We start from the raw sequence: 24,298 nt of genomic DNA on the forward strand, positions 1-24,298 counted from the left end.
CCGGTCGGGCGAACAAGCCCCGCGGCGGGCGGCGGCTCGGTTCAGAAACCGCCGGGGGCGCCCCCCTGCATCTGGTTGCCGGCGGCGGCCGCCGCCTTGCCGATGGCGGCCAGCACGCCCTCTTCGAGCAGGTAGCGGATCCTCGCGCCGCGGCCGGACTCCGCGGCCTCGACCGTCACGCGGAGGTGGTCCTTGCCCTCGGCGGTCTGCTCGAGCCCGTCGAGCACCATGCCGATCATGCCGGCTTGCTGCGGCGGCGCGACCTTCTTGGCCGCGGTGAGCACCTGCTTGAGCGACACGATCACCTCGGCCGGCATGACCTCTTGGTCGGCCATCGACGCGGAGCGGTCGATCGCCGCTTTGAGGGCCTCCTCGCCGCGGGGGCCGGCGGCGAAGTAGACGCGCTCGTTGCCCACGCCCATGATCAGCCGCACGCTCTCGCCGAGCGTGTCGCGGGCCTGGCCGTTTTCGGGGACGGGCGCCGACATCCCGTGCAGCTTCACGCCGGCGTGCTCGGCGTAGCCCCACTCGACGCCGGGGAAGCTCTCGTCTTTGGAGGCCGCTTCGGCGACCTTCTTGAAGGCCGACTCGACCTTCTCCGGGTCGCTCACTTTCGCGGCGGCGATCAGGTCCCAGCCCTCGCCGGACAAGTCGAGCGAACCGGCCAGCTCGGCGTCGCCGTCGCGGGCCATTTGGGCGTAGACATCGATCAGGTCGTTGGCGGCCGAGCGGAGGGCCTCACGCATGTCGGGGTCAGCCAGCGGGCCCTCTTCGGACTCGCTGATGGCCTTGTCCGCTTGCTTGCGGAACGTCGCGATGGCCGCCTCGATCTGCTCTTGCTGCTTCTCGAGCAGCTCGTCGGGCGTGTCGCCGTGGGTGAGCAGGCTGGCGGCGGACTCGGGGCGGTGGAAGCCGCTCACGCCGGTCGACGACGGGCGGTAGGCCGTCATGGCCAGCGCCATGTCGGTCTTGGGCGCCGCGATCGCGACGACTTCGAGGAAGGTCTGGCGGTTCTCGGCGTCGATGTTCCAGCCGACCGTGAGCGTGTCGAGGCCCTTGATCAGGTCCTCGATCTGCTCGACCTGCGCCTGAGCCAGCTCGCGCCGCTTGGCGAAGTCCTCGTCCGATTCGTCCGCTTCTTGCTCGAGGCCCTGCTCCATGCCTTCGCGGAGCTGCTCCAGGGCGATCTCGCGGTAGATCTCGGGCACGTTGGCCGCCCGCAGCGTCACGCCGAGGTCGTACGAGTCGACCAGCGACTGGAGCGTGGCGGCCGGGTCGGCCGGCGCCAGATCGAGCGCGTCGACCGACTGCGCGGCGAAGGTCCACTGCCCGACGTTCTTGAAGAACAGGACCTGGTCGTTCGCTTCGAGTTCGTAGACGCCGTTGCCCGCGTCGATCGGCTCGAGGTTGAAGTTCTCGCCGACCTGCAGCAGGCGGTCGATATCGGCGACCGGCAGGCACACGATCGGAGTGAACTGCGCGCCGTCGGTCTGCACGACCACGCCGATCGGCCGCGAGCCGTCGAGCACCTCGAGCGCGCCGCCGGAGAAGAACGTGACGATGCCGCTCAGCCCCGGGTTGCCGGCGAGGCCGCCGAGGAAGTCGATGTCGCTGAGGACCGTCTGGTGACCGCTCAGCGCGGCGACCGCCACGGTTTCGAGCTCGGCGGCGTCGTCGGCGGGCGATTCGGCCGGCGCGTCGGCTTCGGCGGTGGCCGAGGTCTGGGCGAACGCGGGCAGGACGGCGGCGCCGGCGACAAGCGCCGCACAGCAAAACGACATCGCGCTAACGGCGAAGCGGCGGAGCGAAACAGTCACGGTCGCGGTTCCTGGCGGGCGGAGTGATCGGGTGGGGCGAGTTGGGTTTCCGAATCGTACTACATTCCGACCGGCGCGCCGTAGGGCGCCGCCGGGGCCGGCCGACGCCGCTGCGGACGACCGGCGCACCGAGGGCTCGCTGCGGAGGGATTCGTCGCGGCCGTGGCGATCTTGTGGCCGAGGGGCCGGCGTAACGAGCGCAACGAACACGGCGGCGGCGCCAGTGGGGCGCCGGCGCGGCGTCACCGCTCGCGGTACGTGATGCGGCCCTTGGTCAGGTCGTACGGAGAGAGCTCGACCCGCACTTTGTCGCCCGGCACGATCCGGATGTAGTGCTTGCGCATCCGCCCACCGATGTAGGCGTTGACGATGTGCCCGCCCTCGATCTCGACGTTAAACCGAGTGTTGGCGAGGGCTTGCGTGACAACGCCCTCGACTTCCAAGGCTTCTTCTTTCTCTTTCTGTGGCTTCGCCATACGGTCCGGGGGCCGGGTTGGGGGGCCGGCGCCGTGCCGGCCACACACGGGTGACGGGGTCGCGATAACGGGGGAGAGAGGACCACAAACGATGCGGTCTGCACGGCGGAAAGCCGCCGAGCCCCGTACAAACGCACCGCAAGAGTACCAAATCCCGACCGGTAGGGCCAGTTCGCGCGATTGTTCCGGCCGCGGTCGCCGGCGCGGCTGGTGGGGCCCGGTGAGCCAATTCGCACCGCACTGGACGCTGCGCCACCGGGCTTTTGCTGTAGGCTTAGGAGACTGTGAGCAGCCAAGAATCCACCGCCGCCCCCCAAGCAGCCGGCCCGTCGGTGTCGGCCGGCCAGACAGCCGCGTCGGCCGCCGGGGTCGACCACGCCGCGGTGCAGCGCGCGAAGGCCGAAATCCAAGCCATCGTGCAGCAGATCGGCGAGCTCTCTCGCCAGGACGTCGCGCCCGACCACTACTACGAGGAATTCCTCAACAGGGTGGTCCAGGCGCTGGCCGCGATGGGCGGGGCGGTGTGGACACTCAGCGAGTCGGGCCAATTCCGGCTGGCGTACCAGATCAACCTGCGGCAGACCGGGCTGGCCGAGAACCCGATCGCCCAGGAGCAGCACGGCCGCTTGCTGCACCGGGTGCTTTCGGCGCCGACCGGCCCCGGGTTTTCCGAAGGGGCGGTCGTGCAGCCGCACTCGGGCTTCGGCGAGGACGACCAGGTCATCTCGGCCGAGTCCCACGAGCACGCGCCGGCCAACGCTACGGATTTCCTCCTCGTGCTCGCCCCGGTGCACAACGACCAGGGGCCGCAGGGCGTGGTGGAGGTGTTCCAGCGGCCCGGCGGGCGGCCGCAGGTCCAGGCCGGCTACCTGAAGTTCCTGCTGCAGGTCTGCCAGCTCGCCGGCGACTACCTCCGCAGCCGCCGCCTGGCGCACCTGGCGGACAAGCAGTCGTTGTGGGAGCAGCTCGAGTCGTTCACGCGCTTGGCGCACGACCGGCTCGACGTGCGGCACAGCTCGTTCACGATCGCCAACGAGGGCCGGCGGCTGATCGGCGCGGACCGTGTGACGGTCGCCGTGGGGACCGGCGGGCGGCCGAAGATCCAAGCGATCTCCGGCCAAGACATGCCGGACACCCGCTCCAACGTGTCGACCCTGCTCACCAAGCTCGCCCGGGCCGTCGCCCGCACCGGCGAGGACGTTTGGTACACGGGCGACACGTCGCAGCTCGCGCCGCAGGTGGAGCGGGCGCTCGACGCGTACGTCGACGAGTCGGAGACCAAGGCCATGGCGATCCTGCCGCTGGTGGACCGGCGCGGGGTGGACCCTGAGGCCACCGAGGAGGACCTCCGCAAGGGGGGCCGGCGCGAGGGGGAGGTCATCGGCGCGCTGGTGGTCGAGCAGATGGTCGACAACCGGATCGCCGAGGGCTTCCGCCAGCGGGTCGACGTGGTCCGTTCGCACAGCGAAACCGCCCTGGCCAACGCGCTGGAGCACGAGGGCCTGTTCCTCATGCCCGTGTGGAAGGCGCTCGGCAAGTCGACTTGGCTCTTCCGCCGGCACACGCTGCCAAAGACCGTAGCGGTCACCGCGGCGGTCGTCGGCCTGGTGGCGGCCGCGCTGCTTGTTCAGAAGGACTTCATGCTCGAGGGCGACGGCAAGCTCCGGCCCCGCGAGCTGCAGGGCGTCTACGCGCAGATCGACGGCAACGTGAGGACGATCCTCGTCGGCGAGGACCAACCGGTCGACGAGGGCGACACGCTGCTGGTGCTCGAGAACATCGACCTGGACAAGGAGATCGCGTCGATCCGCGGCGACCTGGCCACGATCGACAAACAGCTCGACTCGCTCCGTTACGAGCTCAGCACGCGCGGCGGCGAACAACTCACCCGCGACGGGCGTCTCGAGATGCAGCGGAAAGTCGCCGAGGAGACCGAGTTGTCCGCGCAGCGGCGCAAGCTCGAGAACGAGCTGTCGACCCTTCGGCTGAAGCAAAAGACCCTCGAGGTCACCAGCCCGCTCACCGGGCGGGTGATCACGTCGCGATCGCGGATCAACGAGCTGCGTAGCCGCCCCGTGCAACGCGGCGCCCGCCTGATGCAGGTGGCGGACCCCACCGGAGAGTGGGTCCTCGAGGTCGAGATGCCCGAGAAGCGGATGGGCCACATCACCCGGGCCATCCACGAGGCCGGCGGCGAGCTGCCCGTCGAGTTCTTGCTCGCCACGAACACCGAGAAGACCCTCACCGGCCGCCTGACCGAGGAGAACATCGCGTCGTCGGCCGAGGTCCGCGACGAGTCGGGCGCGACGGTGCTGCTGACCGTCGAGTTCGACCAGCAAGAATTCAACGAAGCGGTCGCCGACCCGAAGGTGGGCGCCGAGGTAATAGCGAGGGTCCACTGCGGCGAGGCGTCGCTGGCGTACGCTTACTTGCACGACCTCGTCGATTTTGTCCGGTCGAAGGTCTTGTTCCGGTTGTGACGCATCCCATAAAGCAGAAGCCCTCCGCCCGAAGGCCCCAACCTCTCGTTGCGAGCGTTCCGATCATGTCCACCCGACCCGCCGTTCTCGGCCTGGCAGCGTTGCTGGCCGCTTGCCCCGCGACCCACGGCCAACAAGCGGCGCCCGGCGGCGCGGCGGTGCACGAGATCCGCGACTGCACGATCGGCATGGTTAGCAAGATCGACCTGCCCGCGACCGAGGCCGGCGTGTTGACCTACGTGGGCGTGAAACGCGGCTCGCGCGTGTCGTCCGAAGAGGTCCTCGCCAAGATCGACTCGCGGGAGGCCGAGCTGACCGAGAGGCGCGCCCGCGCCGAGCTCGCGCTGGCCGAGCACCGCGCCTCGCAAGACATCCAGCTGCGTTTCGCGCAGGCGTCGGAGCTGGTCGAGCGGGCCGACTACGAGGAGGTGCTCGGCGTGCGGCGCCAAGTGCCCGACGCGGTGACCAACGCCGAGCTCCGCAAGGAGGAGCTCGAGTGGCGCAAGTCGCAACTCGGCGCCGAGAACGCGGAGGAAGAGCTCAAGGCCGCCCGCATCGAGCTGGGCGTGAAGGAGGCCGAGGTCGCCCTGGCCCAGGTGGCCGTCGAGCGGCGCCAGGTCCGCGCGCCGTTCAACGGCGAGGTCCTCGAGCTGCACCGCGAGCAGGGCGAGTGGGTCCAGCCGGGCGACGTGATCGCCGAGGTCGCGCAGCTCGACACGCTGCAGGTCGACGGCAAGGTCTACTACGACGACGTGTCGCCGATGGACATCGCCGGGTGCCGCGTCACGGTCGACGTGCCCCTCGGCCGCGGCCGCACGGTCGAGGCCACCGGCTGGGTGACCTACGTCGACCCGGTCGCCGAGTACACCGGCGACGGCCCCCGCTACCGCGTCCGCGCGGAGATCGCCAACCGCGAGTCGCAGGGCCGCTGGCTGATCAGCCCCAACATGAACGCCACGATGCGTGTGCACCTGGGAACCGCCGACGACACGCAGGTGGGCGACCGCACGCCGCAGACAAGGCTGGCGAAGTGAGCGGATCGCGGAATCGGGATGGCGGATCGCGGAGTGCCCCCCGCACCGATTCCGCCGCGCCCTAGCCCGCGTCCCGAAATCCCCAATCCGCAAGCGCTTTGCCCTCCCTCGCCGACAGCCTGGTCTCTTCCAGCTCGCGGCGGATGCCGATCCGCGTGCGGCCCGACCTCGAGGCGCGTAAGCAGCGCTACCAGGGGCGGGTCTACTGGGTTGTGAAAGACCCTGTCGCGTTGCAGTACTTCCGCTTCGAGGAAGAAGAGTTCGCGATCCTCGAGATGCTCGACGGCCGCTCGAGCCTCGACGACCTGGCCGAGCGGTTCGAGCGCCGGTTCCCGCCGCAGAAGATCCGCACCGAGGAGCTGCAGCAGTTCATCGGCACGCTCTACCGCAGCGGCCTGGTGATCGCCGACGCGCCCGGCCAGGGCGACCAGCTCAAGAAGCGGCGCGAGGAGCGCCGGGGCAAGGAGCTCAAGGGCAGGCTCTCCAACGTGCTGTCGATCCGCTTCAAGGGGATCGACCCCGAGCGCGTGCTCAACCTCCTGTACAGCCTGCCGCCTGTCCGGTGGTTCTTCACCCGCACGGCGCTGTACCTCTGCGTGGCGCTGTGCCTGTCGGCGTTGTTGTTGATCGGCGTGCAGTTCGAGGAGTTCCGGGCGAAGCTGCCCGACTTCAACACGTTCTTCGCCGCGAAGAACTGGCTGCTGCTAGCCGCGGTGCTGGGCGGCACGAAGGTCCTGCACGAGTTCGGCCACGGCCTGGCGTGCAAGCACTTCGGCGGCGAGTGCCACGAGATGGGCGTGATGCTCCTGGTGCTCACGCCGTGCCTGTACTGCAACGTGAGCGACTCGTGGATGCTGCCCAACAAGTGGCATCGTGCGGCGATCGGCGCGGCGGGCATGTACGTGGAGGTCGTGCTGGCCTCGGTCTGCACGTTCGTCTGGTGGTTCACCGAGCCGGGGCTGCTGCACTACACGTGCCTGAACATCATGTTCGTCAGCTCCGTCAGCACGATCCTCTTCAACGCGAACCCGCTGCTGCGTTACGACGGCTACTACATCCTCAGCGACCTGATGGAGGTGCCCAACCTCCGCCAGAAGTCAAACCAGATCCTCCAGCGGACGATGTCCAAGTGGTGCCTCGGGATCGAGCAGCCCGAGGACCCGTTCCTGCCCCAGCGGAACCGCGCGCTGTTCGCCGCGTACACGGTGGCCGCGTCGATCTACCGCTGGGTGGTGGTGATCTCGATCCTGTATTTCTTGAACATGGTGTTCGAGCCCTACGGATTGAAACCCCTCGGTCAGGCGATCGCGCTGATGGCGGTGTGGGGGCTGGTCGGCCAGCCGTTCTGGAAGCTCTACAAGTACTTCAAGGTTCCCGGGAGGCTCAGCAAAGTGAAACGCGCGCCGCTGCTGGCGACCCTGGCGGTGATCGCCGCGATCGTCGCCGCGGTCGCGCTCGTGCCGCTCCCCGCGTACGTGTTCGCGCCGGCGGTCATCCACCCGCGCGACGCGGACAGCGTGTACTGCGAGCTCACCGCGACGCTCGAGGAGGTCCTCGTCGAGCCGGGAGACCGCGTCGACGAGGGCGAGGCCCTGGCGCGGCTGCGCAGCGTCGACCTCGAGCTGCAGACCGCGCGCTTGGAGGGCGAGGTCGCCGCCTACCAGGCGGAGATCCGCTCGCTCGAGAACCTCGCCTACCGCGACCAAACCGCGTCGCTTAGGCTCGGCGGCGCCCGCGCCCGGCTGGCGGACGCCGAGGAGCAGCTGCAGAAATTCCGCGAGGACGCCGAGCGCTTGCTGCTCCGCGCGCCGAAGGCGGGCGTCGTCATGCCGCCGGACTACCGCAGCGACCGCGGCCACGACCAGGAGCAGCTGGCGGCTTGGACCGGCACGCCGCTCGACCCGGCGAACCGCTACTCCACGCTCGAGACCGGCGACCGCTTCTGCCGGATCGGCGACCCAGACCGGCTCGAGGCGCGGCTCGCCATCGCACAGGACGACATCGAGTTCGTCGCCGAGGGGCAGCCCGTGCGCCTGTTGCTGAACCAAGCGACCGGCGTGGTCTACCGAGGCCAGGTGCGGTCGATCTCGCGCGAGGAGCTCCGCGAGACGCCGCCGCGGCTGTCGAGCCTGTCCGGCGGCGCGCTCGCCACCGAGACCGACGCGTCGGGCGTCGCCCGGCCGCTCGAGCCCACGTTCGAGGCGGTCGTGCCGCTAGCCGACCCAAAGAAGCTGCCCGAGCAAGCACAGCGCCTTCACGACCTCCTGCGGGTCGGTCTCGTCGGCGAGGCGAAGATCACGATCGAGCCGCGGACCCTCTGGCAGCGTTTCTACCGCTACCTGACGCGGACCGTGAACTTCGACCTGTGACGGACGAGGGGTCGGGCACGGGGCACGGGGGACGGGGGACGAGCGGAACCGGGCCCGCCGTTGGGCGAGCGAGCCCCACCGGCGTCAGCCCGGGGAAGGCCCCGGAAACGACTCGCATGGAACCCGCCACACGAACCGAGCGTGACTCGGCGCGGCGGTAGGTCGTAGAATCGGCCGGCCCCCTCCGCCCGCAGCGCCGCCGATGTCCGACCAGCCGCCCGCCGCGCCCCAGCGAAAGCGACGCCCCTGGGTGTGGCTGGTGCTAGGAGTGCTGGCGCTGGTTCTCCTCGGGCCGATGCTGCTGAGCCTCACGCCGTGGCCGGGCGAGCTGATCTCCGGGGCGCTGCCCGCGTCGGCCGGCCGGCTGACGGTGCGGTCCACGTCGCTCGGCTGGACCGGCCCGCTGTCGCTCGCCGGCGTGACGCTCCGCACGCCCGACGGCGCCGAAGCGGTCGCCGTCGAGCGAGTCGCCCTTCAGGGCGGCCTGCTCGGGCTGTTGGCCGGCGACTCGGCGCCGCTGGTCGTGTCGGTCGAACAGCCGCGTGTGAACCTGGTGGTCTCGCCGCAGGGGACGAACCTCGACTCGCTCTTCGACGAGGCGCGGCGGCGCTCCGAGCAAGCCGACGATCAGCCCGACGCACCCGCCAGCCGCCGGCCCTTGTCGATCGCCGTGTCGGACGCCGCCGTGGGGGTGACCGACACGTCGACCGGGGAGCGTTGGCTGCTGTCCGGCGCCAACCTGCGCGTCGAAGACCCCGGGCGCGGGCTGAATTCGATCGAAGCGACGATCGAAGCGGCCCTGTCGCGGCTGGTCGCCGAAGGCGCCGCCGAGCCGCCCGCGGGGCGGATCGCCGCGCGGATCGGCGCCGCCGAGGGGGGCGGCCGCCTGGCGTACGTCGAGGCCGAGTCGCTGCCGCTGTCGCTCGTGGCGCCGCTGGTGCGACGCGTCGACCCGACGGCCGACCTCGCCGGCTGGGCAAGCATCCAGGGACAGACCGCCTGGTCCGACGAGGGGATCGACACGTTCGACTCGCTCGCGCCGGCCGACGTGCTCGCCACGCTCCTCGCCGGCGGCGTGCGGAGCTCGGGCACGGCGCGGCTGGCGTCGGTCGACTACCGCGGCGCGGCCACCGAGGGCCAGACGGTCCGCTTCGGCCAGGTCGAGGCCCCGTGGCGACTGGCCGCGGCGGGCGACCGACTCGCGGTGGAGCGCCTCGACTTGGTCACGCCCGTCGGCGAGGTGCGGATCGCCGGCTCGCTCACGCCGGCCGAGGCCCGAGCCTGGGGCGAGGGGACTCCGCTCGCGCCGCGTGACCTGCGGTTTACGGGGGGGATCGATTTTGACCGGCTGGCCGAGATCGCGCCGCGGCTGGTCCGCCTGCAAGACGATGCGCGGATCGAATCGGGCCGAGTCGACGCGACCCTCACGTGCGACGCGGGCCGGGTGCGCGCGCGTCTGGTTTCGAGCCCGCTGACGGGGCGGGCGGGGGGCGAGCCGGTCCAGTGGCGCGACCCGATCGACCTGCGGATCGACGCGTTGCAGCACGACGCCACGGCCGGCCTCGCCGGCTGGGTGCTCGAGTCGCTCGCGGCGGACGCGACATTCTTCTCGGCCGCCGCGCAGGGCGACGCGCAGCGGCTCCGCGGCCGGCTCGATTTCGACCTCGACAAGCTCGCCGAGCAGCTCGCGCCGATCGTCGACCTCGGCGGCACGCGGCTGGCCGGCGCGGGCGAGGCGCGGTTCGACGCGAAACGCACGGCGGCGACCGGCCGCTGGCGCGTCAGCGCCGACGGCGAGGTCAACAACCTGCTCGTCGGCGAGCCCGACGCCCCGCTGGCGCGCGAGCCGAAGCTCGCTTTCACCGCCGAGGTCGACGGCGCCGTGCTCGACGAGACCACGCCGACCGGCACGGTCCAGCTCACCGCCGGCGACGACCGCCTGGTGATCGACCTGCCCCGCCCCGACGGCGCGGCCGCCGGGCCGCAGCCGCTGCGGATCGAGCTGGCGGGCGACGCGGCCCGCTGGTTCCGCCGCGTGGCGATCGCCGGCGAGCTGCCCCCGCCGGAGCGGCTCGGTCTTGTCGGCGCGATCGAGCTGACCATCGCCGGGCGCCGCGACGCGCAGCGGATCGAGATCGATCGGGCGAACCTCGCGCTGACCGGGCTGTCGCTCGACACCGCCGGTCTCGGCGCCGACGCGACCCGCGTGGTCCTACGCGACGAGCGGATCGAGGCCTCCGGACGCGGCGCGTACGACGCCCAGCGGCGCGTGGCCCAAGTCGACGAGGCCCAGGTCGCAACGAGCGTCGCCTCGGCCCGTGCGCGGGAAGTCTCCGTCGAGGCCGGCGCGCCCGAGGCGCTGCGGGGCGAGGCCGTTTACCGGTTGGACCTCGAGCGGCTGTCGGCTTGGCTGCCCGCGGCGGCGGGGCCATCGCGCTACGTGGCGAGCGGCCTGGTCGACGGCAAAGTCACCGCCCGCGGCGTGCCGGAAGGGCTGAACCTGAGGCTCTCCGCCCGAGGCAACCGGCTGACGCTGCGCGACCGCCAAGCGGCCGCGGCGGCGGACCAGGTCTTGTGGTCCGAGCCGGCGCTGAGCGTCGTCGGCGACGCGATGGTCGCGTCGCGCGTCGATGCGTCGGGCGCCAGCCGGGTGGCCGTCGAGTTCCGCGACATGCGTGTCGAATCGGAGACCCTCAACGGCTCCTTCGGGGGCCGCATCGCCGACGCCGCCACGCTGCGCGGCGTGGAGGTCGGCGGCGGGGTCGACTACGACCTCGAGAAGCTCACGCCGGTGCTCTGGCCGCGGCTCGGCGACGGCGTGCGCCTCGTCGGGCGCGACCGCGCGACGTTCCGCCTGGAGTCGGACGACACGGCGCCGCCCGACGCGCCGGCCGTGCGGCGGTTGGCGGGCCGCTTCGAGGCGCCCTGGCAAGGGGCGAACCTGTTCGGCCTGCCGGTCGGCCCCGGCCGGCTCGCGGCGACCCTGCGCGGCGGCGTGCTGCGGACCGACCCGCTCGACGTCTCTCTCGGCGAGGGCCGCCTCACGGCGACGGCCACCGCACGGCTCGACCCGCCGCCGGCGGTCGTGTCGCTCGCGCCGGGGCCGCTCGTTTCGGACGTGGCGATGTCGGCCGAGGTCAACGGGCGCGTGCTGAAATACATCGCGCCGGTGCTGGCCGACGCGGCGCAGATCGACGGCCGCTACTCGATCGCGCTGAGCGAGCTGGTCGCACCGGTCGACGACGAGCTGCTGCGGCAGCAAGGCCGCGCGGCCGGCGTGCTCGACATCCACCGCCTGCGCGTCACTCCGGGGCCGGCCGTGGCCGAGTGGGTCGCGCTCGTGCGGCAGATCCAGGGCGTGGCCCGCGACGGCGTCGAGTCGGTCGTGCAGCCGCGGCAGTCGGTGCTGGTCGCGATCGACAACAACCGGACCGAGTTCCAATTGCAGAACGGCCGCGTGTACCACCGGGGGCTGGCGTTCTTCGTGGGCGACGCGATCGTCCAGTCGTCGGGCTCCGTCGGCCTCGACGAGTCGCTCAACCTGGTGCTCGCGGTGCCGATCCTCGACGAGTGGGTCGACCGCCGCCCGCAGTACCTCGGGCGCTTGCGCGGGCAGGCGATCCGGATCCCGATCCAGGGGACCTTCTCGCGCCCGAAGATCAACAGCGACGCGTTCCGCGAGCTCTCCCGCGGCCTTGTCGAGAGCGCCGCCGCGGGCGCCATCGAGGGCGGGCTTAATTTGTTGTTCGAGAAACTCCGGGAGAGGTGAAAGTTGCGTTGGTTGCTGGTGAGCGTGGCGCTGGCCGCGGCGGGCGTGTGCCACGCCGGATGGCCCGAGCCCCGGCCGATCGACGCGGGTCGCTTGGCGGCGGCCGGGCTGCGCGTCGTCGAGGCCGAGCAGGCGACGCTCGTCACCGACGCGCCGCCCTCGGCCGAAACCGACCGCCTGCCGGGCCTCATCGCGCTGGCCGCGCCGCGGTGGGCCGAGCGTTTCGGCGTGGCCCGCTCCGCCGCGAAGAAATGGCGGCTGCGCGTCTACTTGATCGAGGACGAAGCCCGCTTCCGCGCGCTCGGCCTGTGGCCGGACCAAAGCCCCGACTTCCAGCACGGCTTGTCGCTCGGCTACGAGGTCTGGGTCCGTCAGCAAGAGAGCGACTACTACCGCCGCCACCTGCTGCTGCACGAAGCGACCCACAGCTTCATGGCCACCCGGCTCGGTTCGTGCGGCCCGGGGTGGTACATGGAAGCGATGGCCGAGCTGTGCGGCACGCACCAGTACAACGAAGCGACCGGCGAGCTGCGGATCGCCTCCCCGCCGGAGACCCGCGAAGCCGCGCCCGACTGGGGACGCGTCCGCTTGGTGCGCGACGCGGTGGCGAGCGGCCGGCTGTTGTCGGTCGACGCGGTGCGGAAGATCGACAACCGCCGGCTGCTCGCCACCGAGGAGTACGCTTGGGTTTGGGCGCTGGCGTCGTTCTTGGACGGCCACCCCGCGTACCGCGAGCGGTTCGCAAGGCTGCCGGGGTGGGTCAACGAGCCCGACTTCGACTCCCGCTTCGACCGCCTGTACCAGCGCGACCGCCGCCGCTTGGAGCAAGAGTGGCGGCTCTACGCGGCCACGCTCTGTTACGGGCACGACCTCCCGCGCGAAGCGATCGATTTCCGCCAGGGCGAGCCCCTCGCCGCAGACGGATCGGCCGCCGCGACCATCGCGGCCGACCGCGGATGGCAGTCCTCAGGCGTGGCGGTCGAAGCGGGCGAGCCGGTCCAGATCACCGCCGAGGGTCGGTACGTGATCGCCCACGAGCCGGACGGCGCGCCGTGGCCGTGCGAGCCCGGCGGGGTGACGCTCGCCTACCACGCGGGCCGCCCGCTGGGCGAGCTGCTAGCGACCGTCGACGCGGGGCCGGGCGCGTTCGTCGACGCGGCGCCGGTCGGCCGATCGGCCGCGTACACCGCGCCGGCCAGCGGCACGCTCTACCTGCGGGTGAACGACGCCGCGAACGCCCTGGCGGAAAACGAGGGCTCGCTAAGCGCGGCCCTGCGGCGGGGGGGCGGGCCCGCGGGGCGAGGTGCTCGACAATCGCGGGTCGATCGCTGAGACTAACGGTCGCGGCGCGTGCGTGACCGGGCCGCCGCCGGCTGCGGTTCCTAACGCATCAGCAAGGCCCAGCCGTCGGCGCCGCGTCCTCAGGGGCGCCCTAGTGCGCGAGCCGAGGGCGGTAGCCCCGGGCGGCGCCGCCGAGTCGGCCCGGCGAGCGCGGCAATCGAACGAGGAAGAGCGACCTTAACGAGCGAGCGTATGAACGTTATCGAGCAGCACGACCCCGAGGTTTGGTCCGCGATCGCCGCCGAGCAAGAGCGGCAGCGCGACGGCCTGGAGATGATCGCGAGCGAGAACTACACCAGCGCCGCGATCCAGCAAGCGGTCGGCAGCGTGCTCACGAACAAGTACGCCGAGGGCTACCCCGGCCGGCGCTACTACGGCGGCTGCGAGCACGTGGACGTGGTCGAGGACCTCGCGCGGGACCGGGCGAAGGAGCTTTTCGGCGCCGCGTACAACGGGGATATCTTCGCCAACGTTCAGCCGCACAGCGGCTCGCAAGCCAACGCCGCGGTCTACCTGGCCTTCCTCGAGCCGGGCGACACGATGCTCGGGCTCGACCTCGCGCACGGCGGGCACCTGACACACGGCATGAAGCTGAACATGTCGGGGCTGCTCTACAACTGCGTGTCGTACGGCGTGCGCAAGAGCGACTGCCGGATCGACTTCGACCAGGTCGCCAAGCAGGCCCGCGAGCACAAGCCGAAGCTGATCATCGCCGGCGCAAGCGCCTACCCGCGCGAGATCCCGCACGCGAAGTTCCGCGAGATCGCCGACGAGGTCGGCGCGCTGTTGATGGTCGACATGGCGCACTACTCGGGCCTCGTCGCCGCGCGCGAGCACGACGACCCGGTCGCCGTGGCCGACGTGGTCACCACCACCACCCACAAGACGCTCCGCGGCCCGCGCTCGGGCTTGATCCTCGCCAAGAAGGAGCACGCGAAGGTCCTCAACAGCCGCGTGTTCCCCGGCGTGCAGGGGGGGCCGCTGATGCACGTCGTGGCGGGCAAGGCGATCTGCTTCGGCGAGGCCCTCCGCCCCTCGTTCAAGGAGTACATCCGGCAAGTCAAACGCAACGCGGTCGCCCTGGCCGAAACGCTCGCCGAGGGCGGCCTGAAGCTGGTCTCGGGCGGCACCGAGAACCACCTGATGCTGGTCGACGTCACGCCGCTGGGGATCGGCGGCAAGACCGCCGAGGCGGTCCTCGGCGCGTGCGGCGTGACGGTCAACATGAACATGATCCCGTTCGACGAGCGCAAGCCGATGGACCCCTCCGGCGTGCGGGTCGGCACGCCCGCGTTGACCACGCGCGGCATGCGCGAGGACGACATGCGGACCGTCGGGGCCTGGATGCTCGAAGGTCTAAAGAGCCCCGACGACTCGGCCCTGCACGCGAAGATCCGCGAGCAAGTCCGCGAGTTCTGCACCGGCTTCCCCGTCCCGGCCGCCGAGCTCGAAGAGGAACCGCAGACGGTGGCCGGCTAGCGCCGGTGGCTTCGGGCGTCGGGCCTCGGGCTTCAGGGAAGCGCGTGGCTGGCACGAGCCCTCGGCCGAACCGAAGAAGACTGCTCCCGGTACCCCGAAGCCCGACGCCCGAAGCCCGAAGCCTCCCATGCCCCACCGCGTGCTGATCGCCGACGACAACGAGCCGAACGTCGAGTTGCTCGAGGCCTACCTGGCCGGCCTCGACGTGGAGGTGGGGGTCGCCGTCGACGGCCAAGACACGCTCGACAAGGTCGCTAGCTTCAAGCCGCACGTGCTGTTGCTCGACGTGATGATGCCCAAGGTCAGCGGCTTCGAGGTCTGCCAGCGGCTGAAGAGCGACCCCGCCACCAGCGACTGCATGATCCTGATGGTCACCGCGCTGAACGAGTCGGGCGACATCGAGCGGGCCGTCGACGCGGGGACCGACGACTTCCTCTCCAAGCCGGTCAACAAGACCGAGCTCGTTAAGCGCGTCGAGAACATGCTCAAGCTCCACTCGGTGACCGACGAGGTCGAGCGCCTGCGGCGCTACATCGAGGAGATGGAGCGGCGAGAAACCGAGGAGCCGAGCGTATGACTGTCGCGGGGCGGGCCGCGGTGATCTTTCTTGCGCTGGCCGGCGCCGCGCCGGCCGCCGCCCAAGCGAGCGACTCTCCCCCGGCGCTGGTCGCCCTGCTCGGCCACCCCGCGTACGCCCAGCGGCGCGAGGCGCAGCAAGCGCTCGAGGGCCTCGGCCTGGCCGCCTTCGACGCGCTCTACGCCGGCGCCCGAGACCCCGACCCGGAGGTGGCCGAGACCAGCCTCCGCTTGCTGGAAGAGATCACCGCCGACTGGACCCGAGCGGGCGATCCGCCGCCGGTGCGGTACTGGCTGTCGCAGTACGAAGAAGCCACGCCGTCGCAGCGTCTGGGCATGCTCCAGCGGCTCAGCCCGTATTGGATCAAGCGCAACGTCGACACCGCGACGCCGCTCCAACGCGGCCTGCTGCAAAGCTTGAATCTGGTCGGCCGCGTGCGCGCGGCGCCCGCGCTGGTGCGGCTGGCCCGGTTCGAGCCCTCGGACGTGCTGGCCGCCGAAGCGGTCGCCACGCTGCTGGCGTCGCACGAATACCAGATCGACCCGCCGCTGCTGGCCGCCGTCCGCGACGCGACCGAGGACCTCCGCTCTCGCTTTGGCGACGGCGAGCGGCTCACCGCTCAGTGGCTCGCCCTCACGCTCGCCGAGCCGTCGGCCGAGACCGCCGCCAACTGGCGGCGCCACGCCGAGCGGCTGCTCGCTTCGACCCAGCTCCAGCAGAGCGACCTCAGCGAAGAAGTGGTCGCCATGCTGCACCAGCAGTCGCTCCGCGTTGCTCTGCGGGCCGCCGACGACGATCGCGCCCTCGCCGCCGCCGAGGCGCTCGCGAGCCTGCGCGGAGAGGCAGACCCCGACGACCTCGCGCTGGCGATCCGCTGGGTCGGCGCGGCCGGGCGTTGGTCGGTCGCCGACCGCCTGTTCCAGCGCCACGAGGAAACGCTGCGCGACAAACACGGCCTCTACCTGCGGGCCGAGACCGCCGCCCTGCGGGGCGATCAGCAGCGCGCCGACGAGCTCGCCGCCGAGGCGCTGCGGGCGGAGTGGGCCGCCGAAGAGGCCCGCGCCGACGTGGCCCAGATGGGGCCACGCTACGTGATCGCCAAGGAGCTGGCGCAGCGCGGGCTCGTCGAGTGGGCCGTCGCCGAGTACGACGCCGCTAGCGGACCGGCCGACCCGCTCGAGGGCGCCAACGTCAGCGCCCGCTGGGGGGCCCACGAGTTGCTTCTCGACGCGGGGCGCTACGAGGAGGCCGCGGAGCGGCTGATGCCGATCGTGGAGCACATCGGCGGCTCGAAGGCCGCGTGGAACGAGTACGCGAAGCTCCCCGAAGTCGACGAGACCGCCCCCGCCGCGCCGGTCCTCACCGCCCGCGCCCGCTACGCGGCCGCCCTGGCCGCCCGCGAGCGCGACGACACCGAGAGCCAGATCGAGATCCTCACCGAAGCGATCCGCGCCGACCCCGGCGACGCGGACATCGTGATCGCCATGCACCGCGTGGCGGGCGCACCGGACGACTTCGCCGCCGACACCAACCGCCGGATCGAAGAGCTCGCCCGCCAGTTCGAGAACGCGATCTGGGAGAACGCGGGCGACAGCAACCCCTACGGGGAGTCCGCGCCGTACAACCAGTGGGCGTGGCTCGTCAGCAACACCGTGGGGGACTACGACAAGGCGGTCCGCTACAGCCGCCGGTCGCTCTCGATCGCCCCCGACACCGCTGGCTACCTCGACACGCTCGGCCGTTGTCTGTTCGCGGCGGGCCGGCTCGAAGAGGCGATCGACGCGCAGCGACGGGCCATCCAGCTGGAGCCGCACTCGGGGGTGATGCGGCGACAGCTCGCCGAGTTCGAAGCGGCGCTCGCAGCCCGCGACGGGTCCGAACCCGCTACCGACAACGAGTGACAGCATGCCCTCTTTAGAGATCGACGGCGCCCACCTCGTGTACGACGACACCGGCGCGCCGTTCGACGGGGCGCCCACGCTGCTGCTCGTCCACGGCTTCCCGTTGTCTCGCGCGATGTGGGGCGCCCAACTCGAGGGCCTGGCCGACGCGGCCCGGGTCGTCGCGCCCGACCTACGGGGCTACGGCGAGTCGACGCTCGGCGCGTGGCCTGGCGGCAAGAACCCGACGCTCGACCGGTACGGCGAGGACCTCGCGCGGCTCGCCGAGCATTTGGGCGCCGCGGGGCCGGTGGTGCTGTGCGGCTTCTCGATGGGCGGCTACATCGCGATGGCGATGCTCCGGCGTTTCCCCGAGTCGTTCCACGCGCTCGCGCTGGTCGACACACGAGCGAACGCCGACGACGAAACGGCCCGCGCGACCCGGCTGAAGATGGCCGACAAGATCCACGAGTGGGGCGCGGGCCGCGTCGCGGAACTGATGCGGCCGAAGCTCTTCGCGCCGGGCGCCCCCGACGCGGCCGTCGAGGCGACGACCGCCGTTATCGCGGCGACCAGCCCGTTGGCTATCGCCGCTTCGCAGCTAGCGATGGCCAGCCGGCCGGACTCCACCGGGCTGTTGCGGAGCATCGACAAGCCGACGCTGGTCGTGTGCGGCGAGCAGGACGAGCTCAGCCCGCCCGACGTGATGCGCGGCATGGCCGAAGCCATCCCCGACGCCCGCTACGTGGAAATCCCCGACGCGGGACACATGGCGCCGGTGGAAAACCCGTCGGCGGTCAACGCGGCTCTCCGCGAATTCGCCGCGGGGCTAGCCGATCCGGCGGCCTGACCCGCGGCGATCGAGACCCGCGACGAGACCCTGGGCGACGGGTCCCTCAGGAAGGCAGTCGGAAGACCGACTCGGTTTTGACGATCGCGTAGTCGTCCGGGAACGTGTGCATCGCACGCACACGGAGCGAGCGGTCGCGCGACTGCACGTCGACGAAGCTCACCGCGCCGAGGCTAACGCCGGCGCGGCCGCTGGCGTCGAAGCGGTGCAGCAGCCCGTTGGACAAGCCGGGCGCGGCGGGGCCGGCGCTGTCTTGGAGGGTGATGAGGTCGAACTCGCGTTGGTAGATGGCGAACGCCTCGGGGGTGACCGTCTCGAGCGAGAAGTTCGTTTCGTAGATGACGCCGCCGCGGCACTCGATCTGGTCGGCTTGCTCTCCTTCGAGCCGATGGGACATCAGCCGGCGTTTCTGGGGCATCGGCTGGTGGCTCGACGCGGCCACCTCGGTCAGCGTGAGGCCGCCGTGGCGCCAAGTCACGACGTGCCCCGCGCCGGTGATCTGCACCAGCGCCTCGTAGCCGCCCGCGTCGGACGCGGCGAGCGCCGCCTCGTCGTCGGCCGACCCCGGCGCCGGCGCCACGCGCCCGCGTTGCACACGCTTCGAGCCGAAGACCTCGAACAGCTCGGGGTGCAAGGATCGCCCGTACAACTGCAGCACGAGCTCGGCAATTTTGGGGCGGACAGAGAGCACGACGCTATCGCTAAAGCAGTACCGAGGGGTCCTTAAAACGGGCAAAGCGTCGCGCCCTGATGCACAGAGCACGACGCCTGGAACGACTCTTGCCGCACCGGATCGGGACCGCCGCTGGCCCGCGGTGGACTGGTCGTCACCGGGGCGAAGCGGCGCGGTCACGCCGCCGGGGCTTCGGTCCTTCTTGGCCGCTCGCTCGATTATACCTTTGCCCCGACGGCGACAAAGAGAGAAACCACGAGGTCGTTATCTTTCCCGATTGCGACTTGACAATCGCCGAGTCCCAGCTCGCCCACCGCGCGTGATAATCGATGGCGACGATCCGAAAGGCCTACGACCGATTGCTCGACGCGTACGGGCCACAGGGCTGGTGGCCGGCCGCCCGCGGCGGCGTGGCCGACGCGTGGGAGGTGGTCGTCGGCGCGGTCCTCGTGCAGCACACGTCGTGGAAGAACGTGGTGCGTGCAATCGACCGTTTGATCGAAGCGGACGCGATGTCGGTCCGCGCGGTCGACGCGGCGGACCCCGCTCGGCTCGCCGACTGGATCCGCCCCGCGGGACCGCCGCGCGTGAAGGCCGCCCGCCTGAAGAACGTCGCCCGGTGGCTCGTCGAGTCGCACAACGGCGACGCCGACGCGATGCTGAAAGGGTCGCACCAGCGGTACGTAGCGCTCGCCCGTCGCCGGGAGCTGCTCGCCGTCAACGGCGTCGGCCCCGAGACCGCCGACGCGATCCTGCTGTACGCGGGCGGGGCGCCGGTCTTCGTCGTCGATGCGTACAAACGCCGCGTCATGCGCCGGCACGGCTGGGGCGCAGCGGACGCGTCGTACGACGAGGTGCAGCGCTGGTGGCGCCGGCGCTTGCCGACCGACGCGGTCACTTACAGCGAGGCCCACGCGCTGCTGGTCCGAGTGGGAGTCGATCACTGCCGCGGCCGGGGGCCGCTCTGCGAGGGCTGCCCGCTCGAGCCGCTCCTCCCGCGGGGAGGGCCGATCAGCGATCCGTGACCGGGGCTATCCGCTCGGCGAGGCCGCTGAGCAGCTCGTCCAGGTTGCGGGGGTTCTGGCCCAGGTCGCCCTTGCCGACCCGCGAACGGCTCTCGCCCGCGAGCAACACTCCGCCCGCGTCGGCCGGCAGCACCACGAGCCACACGTCGTCGCGGAATCGCATCAGGCCCGTCGTGTGCACTAGGCGCCACACGGCGACGGCGTCGCTGGCGTCTTCCTTCAACGGCGAGTCGCCCGGCAACTCTTTCTCGTCGGCGATCCGCCAAGCACGCCGCTCGGACACGAACCGCTCCAGCGCCGCCTCGACACGGGCCGCGTCGCCGGCGACCCGCCGCGGTCGGAGCCGCTCGTCGGGGTGGTCGATCGCCGTGGCCGCCCGGTTGGTTGTCAGGTCGCGCGACCAATCGTCGACAGACAGCGCCACCACCACTAAGGGCGCCAGCACGGCGATAGCGAGCACGAGGTAAAGCACGCGGCGTCGCTTCGGGCTTTCGGTCGGGGCGGCGGATCGGGGGGCGTTGTCCACCAACGAGTGTTAGGCGATCGGCCGGCCGCCGAACAGGGCGGGATTGGTGTAGGCGCCGGGGGCTAGGTTCACTAACGTCCGCCGCGTCCAGCTCTCCGCGCGGTGTATTCGAGCCGCCGCGTCGGCTGGCTGGAGGTTGAAGCCAACGACACACGGAAAGCGAAAGCCATGAGCACGATCCGCCCGCTCGCCACGATCGCCGTGTTGGCCGTGGTCGGCGCCTTCCTCGCATGGAAGATCAACGAAGGGCCAACGGTGGCCCTCGACGACTCGTGGGCGACCGAAGCGGACACGGCCGCCGCCGCCGCCCCGCCCGCGTGGCCCAGCCCAGACGCGCCGGCGAACGGCGCCGATGAGGGCTCGAGCAGCCTCACGCCCCGCGCAGCGCCCGCTTGGGACTCGGCGTCCGCCGAGCCCGCGCCGGCCGCGGCGCCCTCGCTGAGCCTGCCGCCGATCGCTGCGGCGCCGGCCGCTCCGCCGCAGCCGACCGTTTCGGGCCGCGTTCCTTCGCTCGGTTCTTCAACGTCTGACCTGGCGCCAACGACCGATCTGGCGAAGCAGTCGCCCCCCGCGCCGATGCTGCCCGAGGCCCCCGGCGCTCCGCCGGCGCCCGAGCGAACCGCCGACCGCGAGGTGACGCCGGCCGCCGCGAGCACGCCGCTCGCCGCCGATGCGCCGGCAACCGCCCCCGGCGGATTCGACGCCGCGTGGCCGGCGATCCAAGCGGCCCTCCAGAACGACGAGCTCGCCCGCGCTCACCGCATGCTCTCCCAATGGGCGCTCGACCCGAGCCTGCCGCAAGCCGAGCGGGAGCAGGTCGAGCAGTTGCTGTCGGGGCTGGCCGGCACGGTCGTCTACTCGATGGAGCACCACCTCGAACAGCCGCACGTGGTCGCGTCAGGCGAGACCCTCGCTACGATCGCCGAACAGTACGAGGTGCCTTGGCAACTGCTTGCAAAAATCAACGGCGTTTCCTCCGCCGAAGCGGTCCAGCCCGGTCAAGAGCTGAAGGTCGTTCGCGGTCCGTTCGACGCGCGGGTCGACTTGGCCCGCGGCGAGATGGTCCTGCTGCTCGACGACCGCTACGCGGGCAAGTTCCCGGTGCGGGTGACCGGCGCGCAGCCGAGCGACGGCCTCTGGCAGGTCGACCAGAAGCAGCTCGAACCCACCGCCGCGCCCGACAGGCTGATCGTGCTGTCCGGCGCAGGGGGCGAGTCGGTCGAGCTGAGCGCCTCGCCCACGCCCACCCAGCGGACACAGCTCGCGGTCGCGTCGCGCGACCTGGAGGACCTGTTCGACATCCTGTCGGTCGGCTCGTCGGTCACGATCCTCAGGTGACCGGCGGCGCGTCGGGTAGGAGCCTCGCCGGTTGACACTTCCAAGACCCGGTTGCGGCGTGGGAGAATCTCCGGCCCCCGCTCCGTGAGCGGGCGGTTCGACCGATCCCCGTTTCCCCGACGACCCACCGATGTTCGACCGCGACGCCCTGGCGCAGCTCATCCGCAACCACGCCCTCGAGTTCGGCGACTTCACGCTCGCCTCGGGTAAAAAGGCGTCGTACTACCTCGACTGCCGGAAGGTCACGCTCAACTCCAAGGGCGCGAAGCTCATCGGCGAAGGGATGATCGATCTCATCGGCGAGATGCGCCTGAAGATGGGCCAAGGGCCGAAGCTGGTTGGCGGCATGGCGATCGGGGCCGACCCGATCACCGCGGCGATCCTCACGACGGCCGGCATCAAGGGCTACACGCTCCGCGGCGTGATGGTCCGCAAGGAGCCGAAGGACCATGGCAAGGGCAAGCAGGTCGAGGGCCCGTACGCAGCGGGCGAGTCGATCGTCATCGTCGAGGACGTCGTGACGACCGGCGCTTCGAGCCTCCGCGCGATCGAGCTGGTCGAGGCCGAGGGCCTCAAGGTCGAACGCGTGCTGGCGATCGTCGACCGCCTGGAGGGGGGCCGCGAGGCCTTCAAAGAAAAGGGCTACGAGCTGACGACCCTCTTCGACGTCGGAGACTTCGGGATCAAGCCGTGACGGGCGAGGCGCTAGTTGTCAGGCGCTAGGCGCTAGGTTTGGCTAGCCACCCGACGACTAGCGCCTAGCGCCTCACAACTAGCGCCTTCCCCATGGAAACCTCCCTCCACCGCGAGCTGAAAGCTCTCTACGCGGGCGACGACGGCCAAGTCGAGGTCCGCCTCGGGCGATACCGGATCGACGTGGTGCGCGGCGACTTGTTGATCGAGGTCCAGCACGCGGGGCTGTCGTCGATCCGTGACAAGGTGCGCCGCCTCTGCGGAGAAGCGCCCGTGCTGGTCGTGAAGCCGGTCGTCGCGCGGCGGCGGCTGGTGACCCGCGACAAACCGGGCGGCCGCGTGAAGAGCCGCCGGTGGAGCCCGAAGCGCGGGCGGCTGGTGGACCTGTTCCACGACTTCGTCCACTTCACGAAAGCGTTCCCGCACGAGCGCCTGGCGGTCGAGGCGCCGCTCGTCGAGGTCGAGGAGCACCGCGTGCCGGGCCACGGCCGCCGCCGGCGGTGGCGGCGGCGGGACCACGTGGTAGTCGACCAAAAGCTGCTCGGCGTGCTCTCGACCGTCCGCTTCGAAACCGCGGCGGACCTTTGGCGGCTGGTCGAGGGGCCGTTGCCGTTGGAGTTCGACACGGCCGAGCTGGCCACGGCCCTCGACACGCCGCGCTGGGTTGCGCAGCGGGCCGCCTACTGCCTGCACGCGATGGGCGCGGCCGAAAGGGTCGGCAAACGGCGGGGCGCATGGCTCTACCAGCGCCGGGCGTCCTCCCTCGCCGACGCGGCCTGAGATCCCGCACCGCACGCCGATTCCCGGGCGAGCCCGCCAAGCGACGCGACGCGACAAGCCCTTGCCGATCCTCGCCCCTGGGCCGTAGGTTGCTGCGCTCGCCGATCCAACCCCCCCGCGGCCCAAAGCCGCCAGCGATGTCTGATGCCCCCCTGACCATCCGCCGCGGGCCCCTGTTCCGTTTGACGGGTGTCCGTATCGCCGGCGCTGGCAGTTGCCTGGCCGAGCGGGTCGTGACCAACGAGGAGCTCGGGCGGCTGGGCTGCGACCCCGAGTGGATCCTCCAGCGGACCGGCATCCGCGAACGCCGCCACGCGCCGCCCGGCGTGACGACCAGCGACCTGGCGACCGAGGCGGCCCGCCGCGCGATCGCCGACGCGGACGCCGACCCGGCCGAGATCGACCTGCTCGTGCTAGCGACCTTCACGCCCGACCGCTTGCTGCCGCAGACCGCCACCAAGGTGCAAGACCGGCTCGGGCTGGCGTGCCCGGCGATGGACGTCGTCGCGGCTTGCGCCGGCTTCATGTACGCGTTGGTGACCGGCGCGCAGTTCATCGCGACCGGTTCGGCGCGGCGGGTGCTCGTCGTGGGGGCCGACACGAACACCCGCGTGCTCGACCCCGAAGACAAGAAGACCTTCCCCCTATTCGGCGACGGCGCCGGAGCGGTCGTCCTCGCGCCGGGCGACGCGTCGCAGGGGATGCTCGCCGCCACGCTCGGCGCGGACGGCTCCGGGACCGACTTGCTCACCCGCAGGATGGGCGGGGTCGAACGCCCGTTCGCCGATCCCGACGCCGCCGAGCCGACCGACGCGACTTGCCGCCCGTGGCTCATGGAGATGGACGGCCGGCCTGTCTTCAAGTGGGCCGTGCGGCTGCTGGAGGACACGTTCGACCACGTGCTGACCGGGGCCGGACGCGACAAGGACCAGGTCAAGCTCTGGCTCCTCCACCAAGCCAACGCCCGCATCCTCGACGCGGCGACCGACTCGATGGGCGTGCCGCGCGAGCGCGTCGTGAAGCACCTGGACCGCTACGGCAACACCTCCGCGGCGAGCATCCCGATAGCGCTCGACGAGTCGCTCAAGGCGGGCCTCGTCCGCCCCGGCGACGAGCTGCTCATGTGCGGCTTCGGCGCGGGGCTCTCTTGGGGCACCGCGCTCTGGAAATGGTGATTCGATTGCGGATTTG

18 protein-coding genes are annotated in these 24,298 nt (G+C 71.4%); 14 read left to right on the forward strand and 4 right to left on the reverse strand.

Annotated elements, in window-relative coordinates; genetic code table 11:
• Positions 1-41: 41 nt before the first annotated feature.
• Together RIC11_RS15560 and infA are read right to left on the reverse strand one after the other, a co-directional pair.
• Entirely contained in the window at positions 42-1,817 is a 1,776-nt protein-coding gene (locus tag RIC11_RS15560) for a hypothetical protein (protein WP_350212916.1), read from the reverse strand.
• Positions 1,818-2,059: 242 nt separating this feature from the next.
• Positions 2,060-2,293 (reverse strand): translation initiation factor IF-1, encoded by a 234-nt coding sequence (gene infA, locus RIC11_RS15565; protein WP_350212918.1) that lies wholly within the window; start codon positions 2,291-2,293, stop codon positions 2,060-2,062.
• Positions 2,294-2,577: 284 nt separating this feature from the next.
• Here infA and RIC11_RS15570 point away from each other — a divergent pair, with 284 nt between their 5' ends.
• From RIC11_RS15570 to RIC11_RS15610, 9 genes are all read left to right on the forward strand, one after another.
• Positions 2,578-4,773 carry an efflux RND transporter periplasmic adaptor subunit gene (locus RIC11_RS15570; RefSeq protein WP_350212920.1) on the forward strand — a complete coding sequence of 732 codons (2,196 nt, stop codon included), beginning with the start codon at positions 2,578-2,580 and terminating at the stop codon, positions 4,771-4,773.
• A gap of 65 nt (positions 4,774-4,838) precedes the next feature.
• Positions 4,839-5,807 carry an HlyD family secretion protein gene (locus RIC11_RS15575; protein ID WP_350212922.1) on the forward strand — a complete coding sequence of 323 codons (969 nt, stop codon included), beginning with the start codon at positions 4,839-4,841 and terminating at the stop codon, positions 5,805-5,807.
• Positions 5,808-5,905: 98 nt separating this feature from the next.
• Positions 5,906-8,176 (forward strand): HlyD family efflux transporter periplasmic adaptor subunit, encoded by a 2,271-nt coding sequence (locus RIC11_RS15580; protein WP_350212924.1) that lies wholly within the window; start codon positions 5,906-5,908, stop codon positions 8,174-8,176.
• Positions 8,177-8,378: 202 nt separating this feature from the next.
• Positions 8,379-11,945, forward strand: a complete 3,567-nt coding sequence (locus RIC11_RS15585; RefSeq protein ID WP_350212926.1) for a hypothetical protein — start codon at positions 8,379-8,381, stop codon at positions 11,943-11,945.
• A 3-nt stretch (positions 11,946-11,948) separates the two neighbouring features.
• On the forward strand, positions 11,949-13,277 hold the full coding sequence (locus tag RIC11_RS15590) for a hypothetical protein (protein ID WP_350212928.1): 1,329 nt from the start codon (positions 11,949-11,951) through the stop codon (positions 13,275-13,277).
• Between the two features lie 201 nt (positions 13,278-13,478).
• Positions 13,479-14,765 carry a serine hydroxymethyltransferase gene (gene glyA, locus RIC11_RS15595; RefSeq protein WP_350212930.1) on the forward strand — a complete coding sequence of 429 codons (1,287 nt, stop codon included), beginning with the start codon at positions 13,479-13,481 and terminating at the stop codon, positions 14,763-14,765.
• 127 nt (positions 14,766-14,892) lie between these two features.
• Positions 14,893-15,342 carry a response regulator gene (locus tag RIC11_RS15600; RefSeq protein ID WP_350212932.1) on the forward strand — a complete coding sequence of 150 codons (450 nt, stop codon included), beginning with the start codon at positions 14,893-14,895 and terminating at the stop codon, positions 15,340-15,342.
• Positions 15,339-17,243, forward strand: a complete 1,905-nt coding sequence (locus tag RIC11_RS15605) for a tetratricopeptide repeat protein (protein ID WP_350212933.1) — start codon at positions 15,339-15,341, stop codon at positions 17,241-17,243. The genes RIC11_RS15600 and RIC11_RS15605 overlap by 4 nt, the downstream gene beginning before the upstream one ends.
• A 4-nt stretch (positions 17,244-17,247) precedes the next feature.
• Entirely contained in the window at positions 17,248-18,072 is an 825-nt protein-coding gene (locus RIC11_RS15610; protein WP_350212935.1) for an alpha/beta fold hydrolase, read from the forward strand.
• A gap of 46 nt (positions 18,073-18,118) precedes the next feature.
• Here RIC11_RS15610 and RIC11_RS15615 read toward each other — a convergent pair whose 3' ends face one another.
• Entirely contained in the window at positions 18,119-18,763 is a 645-nt protein-coding gene (locus RIC11_RS15615) for a DUF2617 family protein (protein ID WP_350212937.1), read from the reverse strand.
• A gap of 311 nt (positions 18,764-19,074) precedes the next feature.
• Here RIC11_RS15615 and RIC11_RS15620 point away from each other — a divergent pair, with 311 nt between their 5' ends.
• Positions 19,075-19,770 (forward strand): endonuclease III domain-containing protein, encoded by a 696-nt coding sequence (locus RIC11_RS15620; protein ID WP_350212939.1) that lies wholly within the window; start codon positions 19,075-19,077, stop codon positions 19,768-19,770.
• On the opposite strand, the gene RIC11_RS15625 is transcribed toward RIC11_RS15620, so the two are convergent.
• Positions 19,757-20,296 (reverse strand): DUF1499 domain-containing protein, encoded by a 540-nt coding sequence (locus RIC11_RS15625; RefSeq protein WP_350212941.1) that lies wholly within the window; start codon positions 20,294-20,296, stop codon positions 19,757-19,759. The genes RIC11_RS15620 and RIC11_RS15625 overlap by 14 nt on opposite strands.
• Before the next feature lie 168 nt (positions 20,297-20,464).
• On the opposite strand from RIC11_RS15625, the gene RIC11_RS15630 reads away from it, so the two are divergent.
• From RIC11_RS15630 to RIC11_RS15645, 4 genes are all read left to right on the forward strand, one after another.
• Positions 20,465-21,634 carry a LysM peptidoglycan-binding domain-containing protein gene (locus RIC11_RS15630; protein WP_350212943.1) on the forward strand — a complete coding sequence of 390 codons (1,170 nt, stop codon included), beginning with the start codon at positions 20,465-20,467 and terminating at the stop codon, positions 21,632-21,634.
• Positions 21,635-21,764: 130 nt separating this feature from the next.
• Positions 21,765-22,328, forward strand: coding sequence for an orotate phosphoribosyltransferase (gene pyrE, locus RIC11_RS15635; protein ID WP_350212945.1), 564 nt, complete (start codon positions 21,765-21,767; stop codon positions 22,326-22,328).
• Positions 22,329-22,420: 92 nt separating this feature from the next.
• Complete coding sequence (locus RIC11_RS15640; protein WP_350212947.1) at positions 22,421-23,107, forward strand: DUF8091 domain-containing protein; 687 nt, start codon at positions 22,421-22,423, stop codon at positions 23,105-23,107.
• Positions 23,108-23,244: 137 nt separating this feature from the next.
• Positions 23,245-24,282: a 3-oxoacyl-ACP synthase III family protein gene (locus tag RIC11_RS15645; protein ID WP_350212949.1), complete on the forward strand. Its 1,038-nt coding sequence runs from the start codon at positions 23,245-23,247 to the stop codon at positions 24,280-24,282.
• Positions 24,283-24,298 lie beyond the last annotated feature (16 nt).

The sequence above is a fragment of the Botrimarina sp. genome (assembly GCF_040219535.1).
In the GTDB taxonomy this organism is placed as follows: domain Bacteria; phylum Planctomycetota; class Planctomycetia; order Pirellulales; family Lacipirellulaceae; genus Botrimarina.

What these genes read in the sequence shown, in the direction of transcription:
- infA (WP_350212918.1), bottom strand. Translation starts at nt 2,293, where the DNA reads ATGGCGAAGCCACAGAAAGAGAAAGAAGAAGCCTTGGAAGTCGAGGGC.
- RIC11_RS15575 (WP_350212922.1), top strand. Translation starts at nt 4,839, where the DNA reads ATGTCCACCCGACCCGCCGTTCTCGGCCTGGCAGCGTTGCTGGCCGCT.
- RIC11_RS15585 (WP_350212926.1), top strand. Translation starts at nt 8,379, where the DNA reads ATGTCCGACCAGCCGCCCGCCGCGCCCCAGCGAAAGCGACGCCCCTGG.
- glyA (WP_350212930.1), top strand. Translation starts at nt 13,479, where the DNA reads ATGAACGTTATCGAGCAGCACGACCCCGAGGTTTGGTCCGCGATCGCC.
- RIC11_RS15600 (WP_350212932.1), top strand. Translation starts at nt 14,893, where the DNA reads ATGCCCCACCGCGTGCTGATCGCCGACGACAACGAGCCGAACGTCGAG.
- RIC11_RS15605 (WP_350212933.1), top strand. Translation starts at nt 15,339, where the DNA reads ATGACTGTCGCGGGGCGGGCCGCGGTGATCTTTCTTGCGCTGGCCGGC.
- RIC11_RS15610 (WP_350212935.1), top strand. Translation starts at nt 17,248, where the DNA reads ATGCCCTCTTTAGAGATCGACGGCGCCCACCTCGTGTACGACGACACC.
- RIC11_RS15620 (WP_350212939.1), top strand. Translation starts at nt 19,075, where the DNA reads ATGGCGACGATCCGAAAGGCCTACGACCGATTGCTCGACGCGTACGGG.
- RIC11_RS15630 (WP_350212943.1), top strand. Translation starts at nt 20,465, where the DNA reads ATGAGCACGATCCGCCCGCTCGCCACGATCGCCGTGTTGGCCGTGGTC.
- pyrE (WP_350212945.1), top strand. Translation starts at nt 21,765, where the DNA reads ATGTTCGACCGCGACGCCCTGGCGCAGCTCATCCGCAACCACGCCCTC.
- RIC11_RS15640 (WP_350212947.1), top strand. Translation starts at nt 22,421, where the DNA reads ATGGAAACCTCCCTCCACCGCGAGCTGAAAGCTCTCTACGCGGGCGAC.
- RIC11_RS15645 (WP_350212949.1), top strand. Translation starts at nt 23,245, where the DNA reads ATGTCTGATGCCCCCCTGACCATCCGCCGCGGGCCCCTGTTCCGTTTG.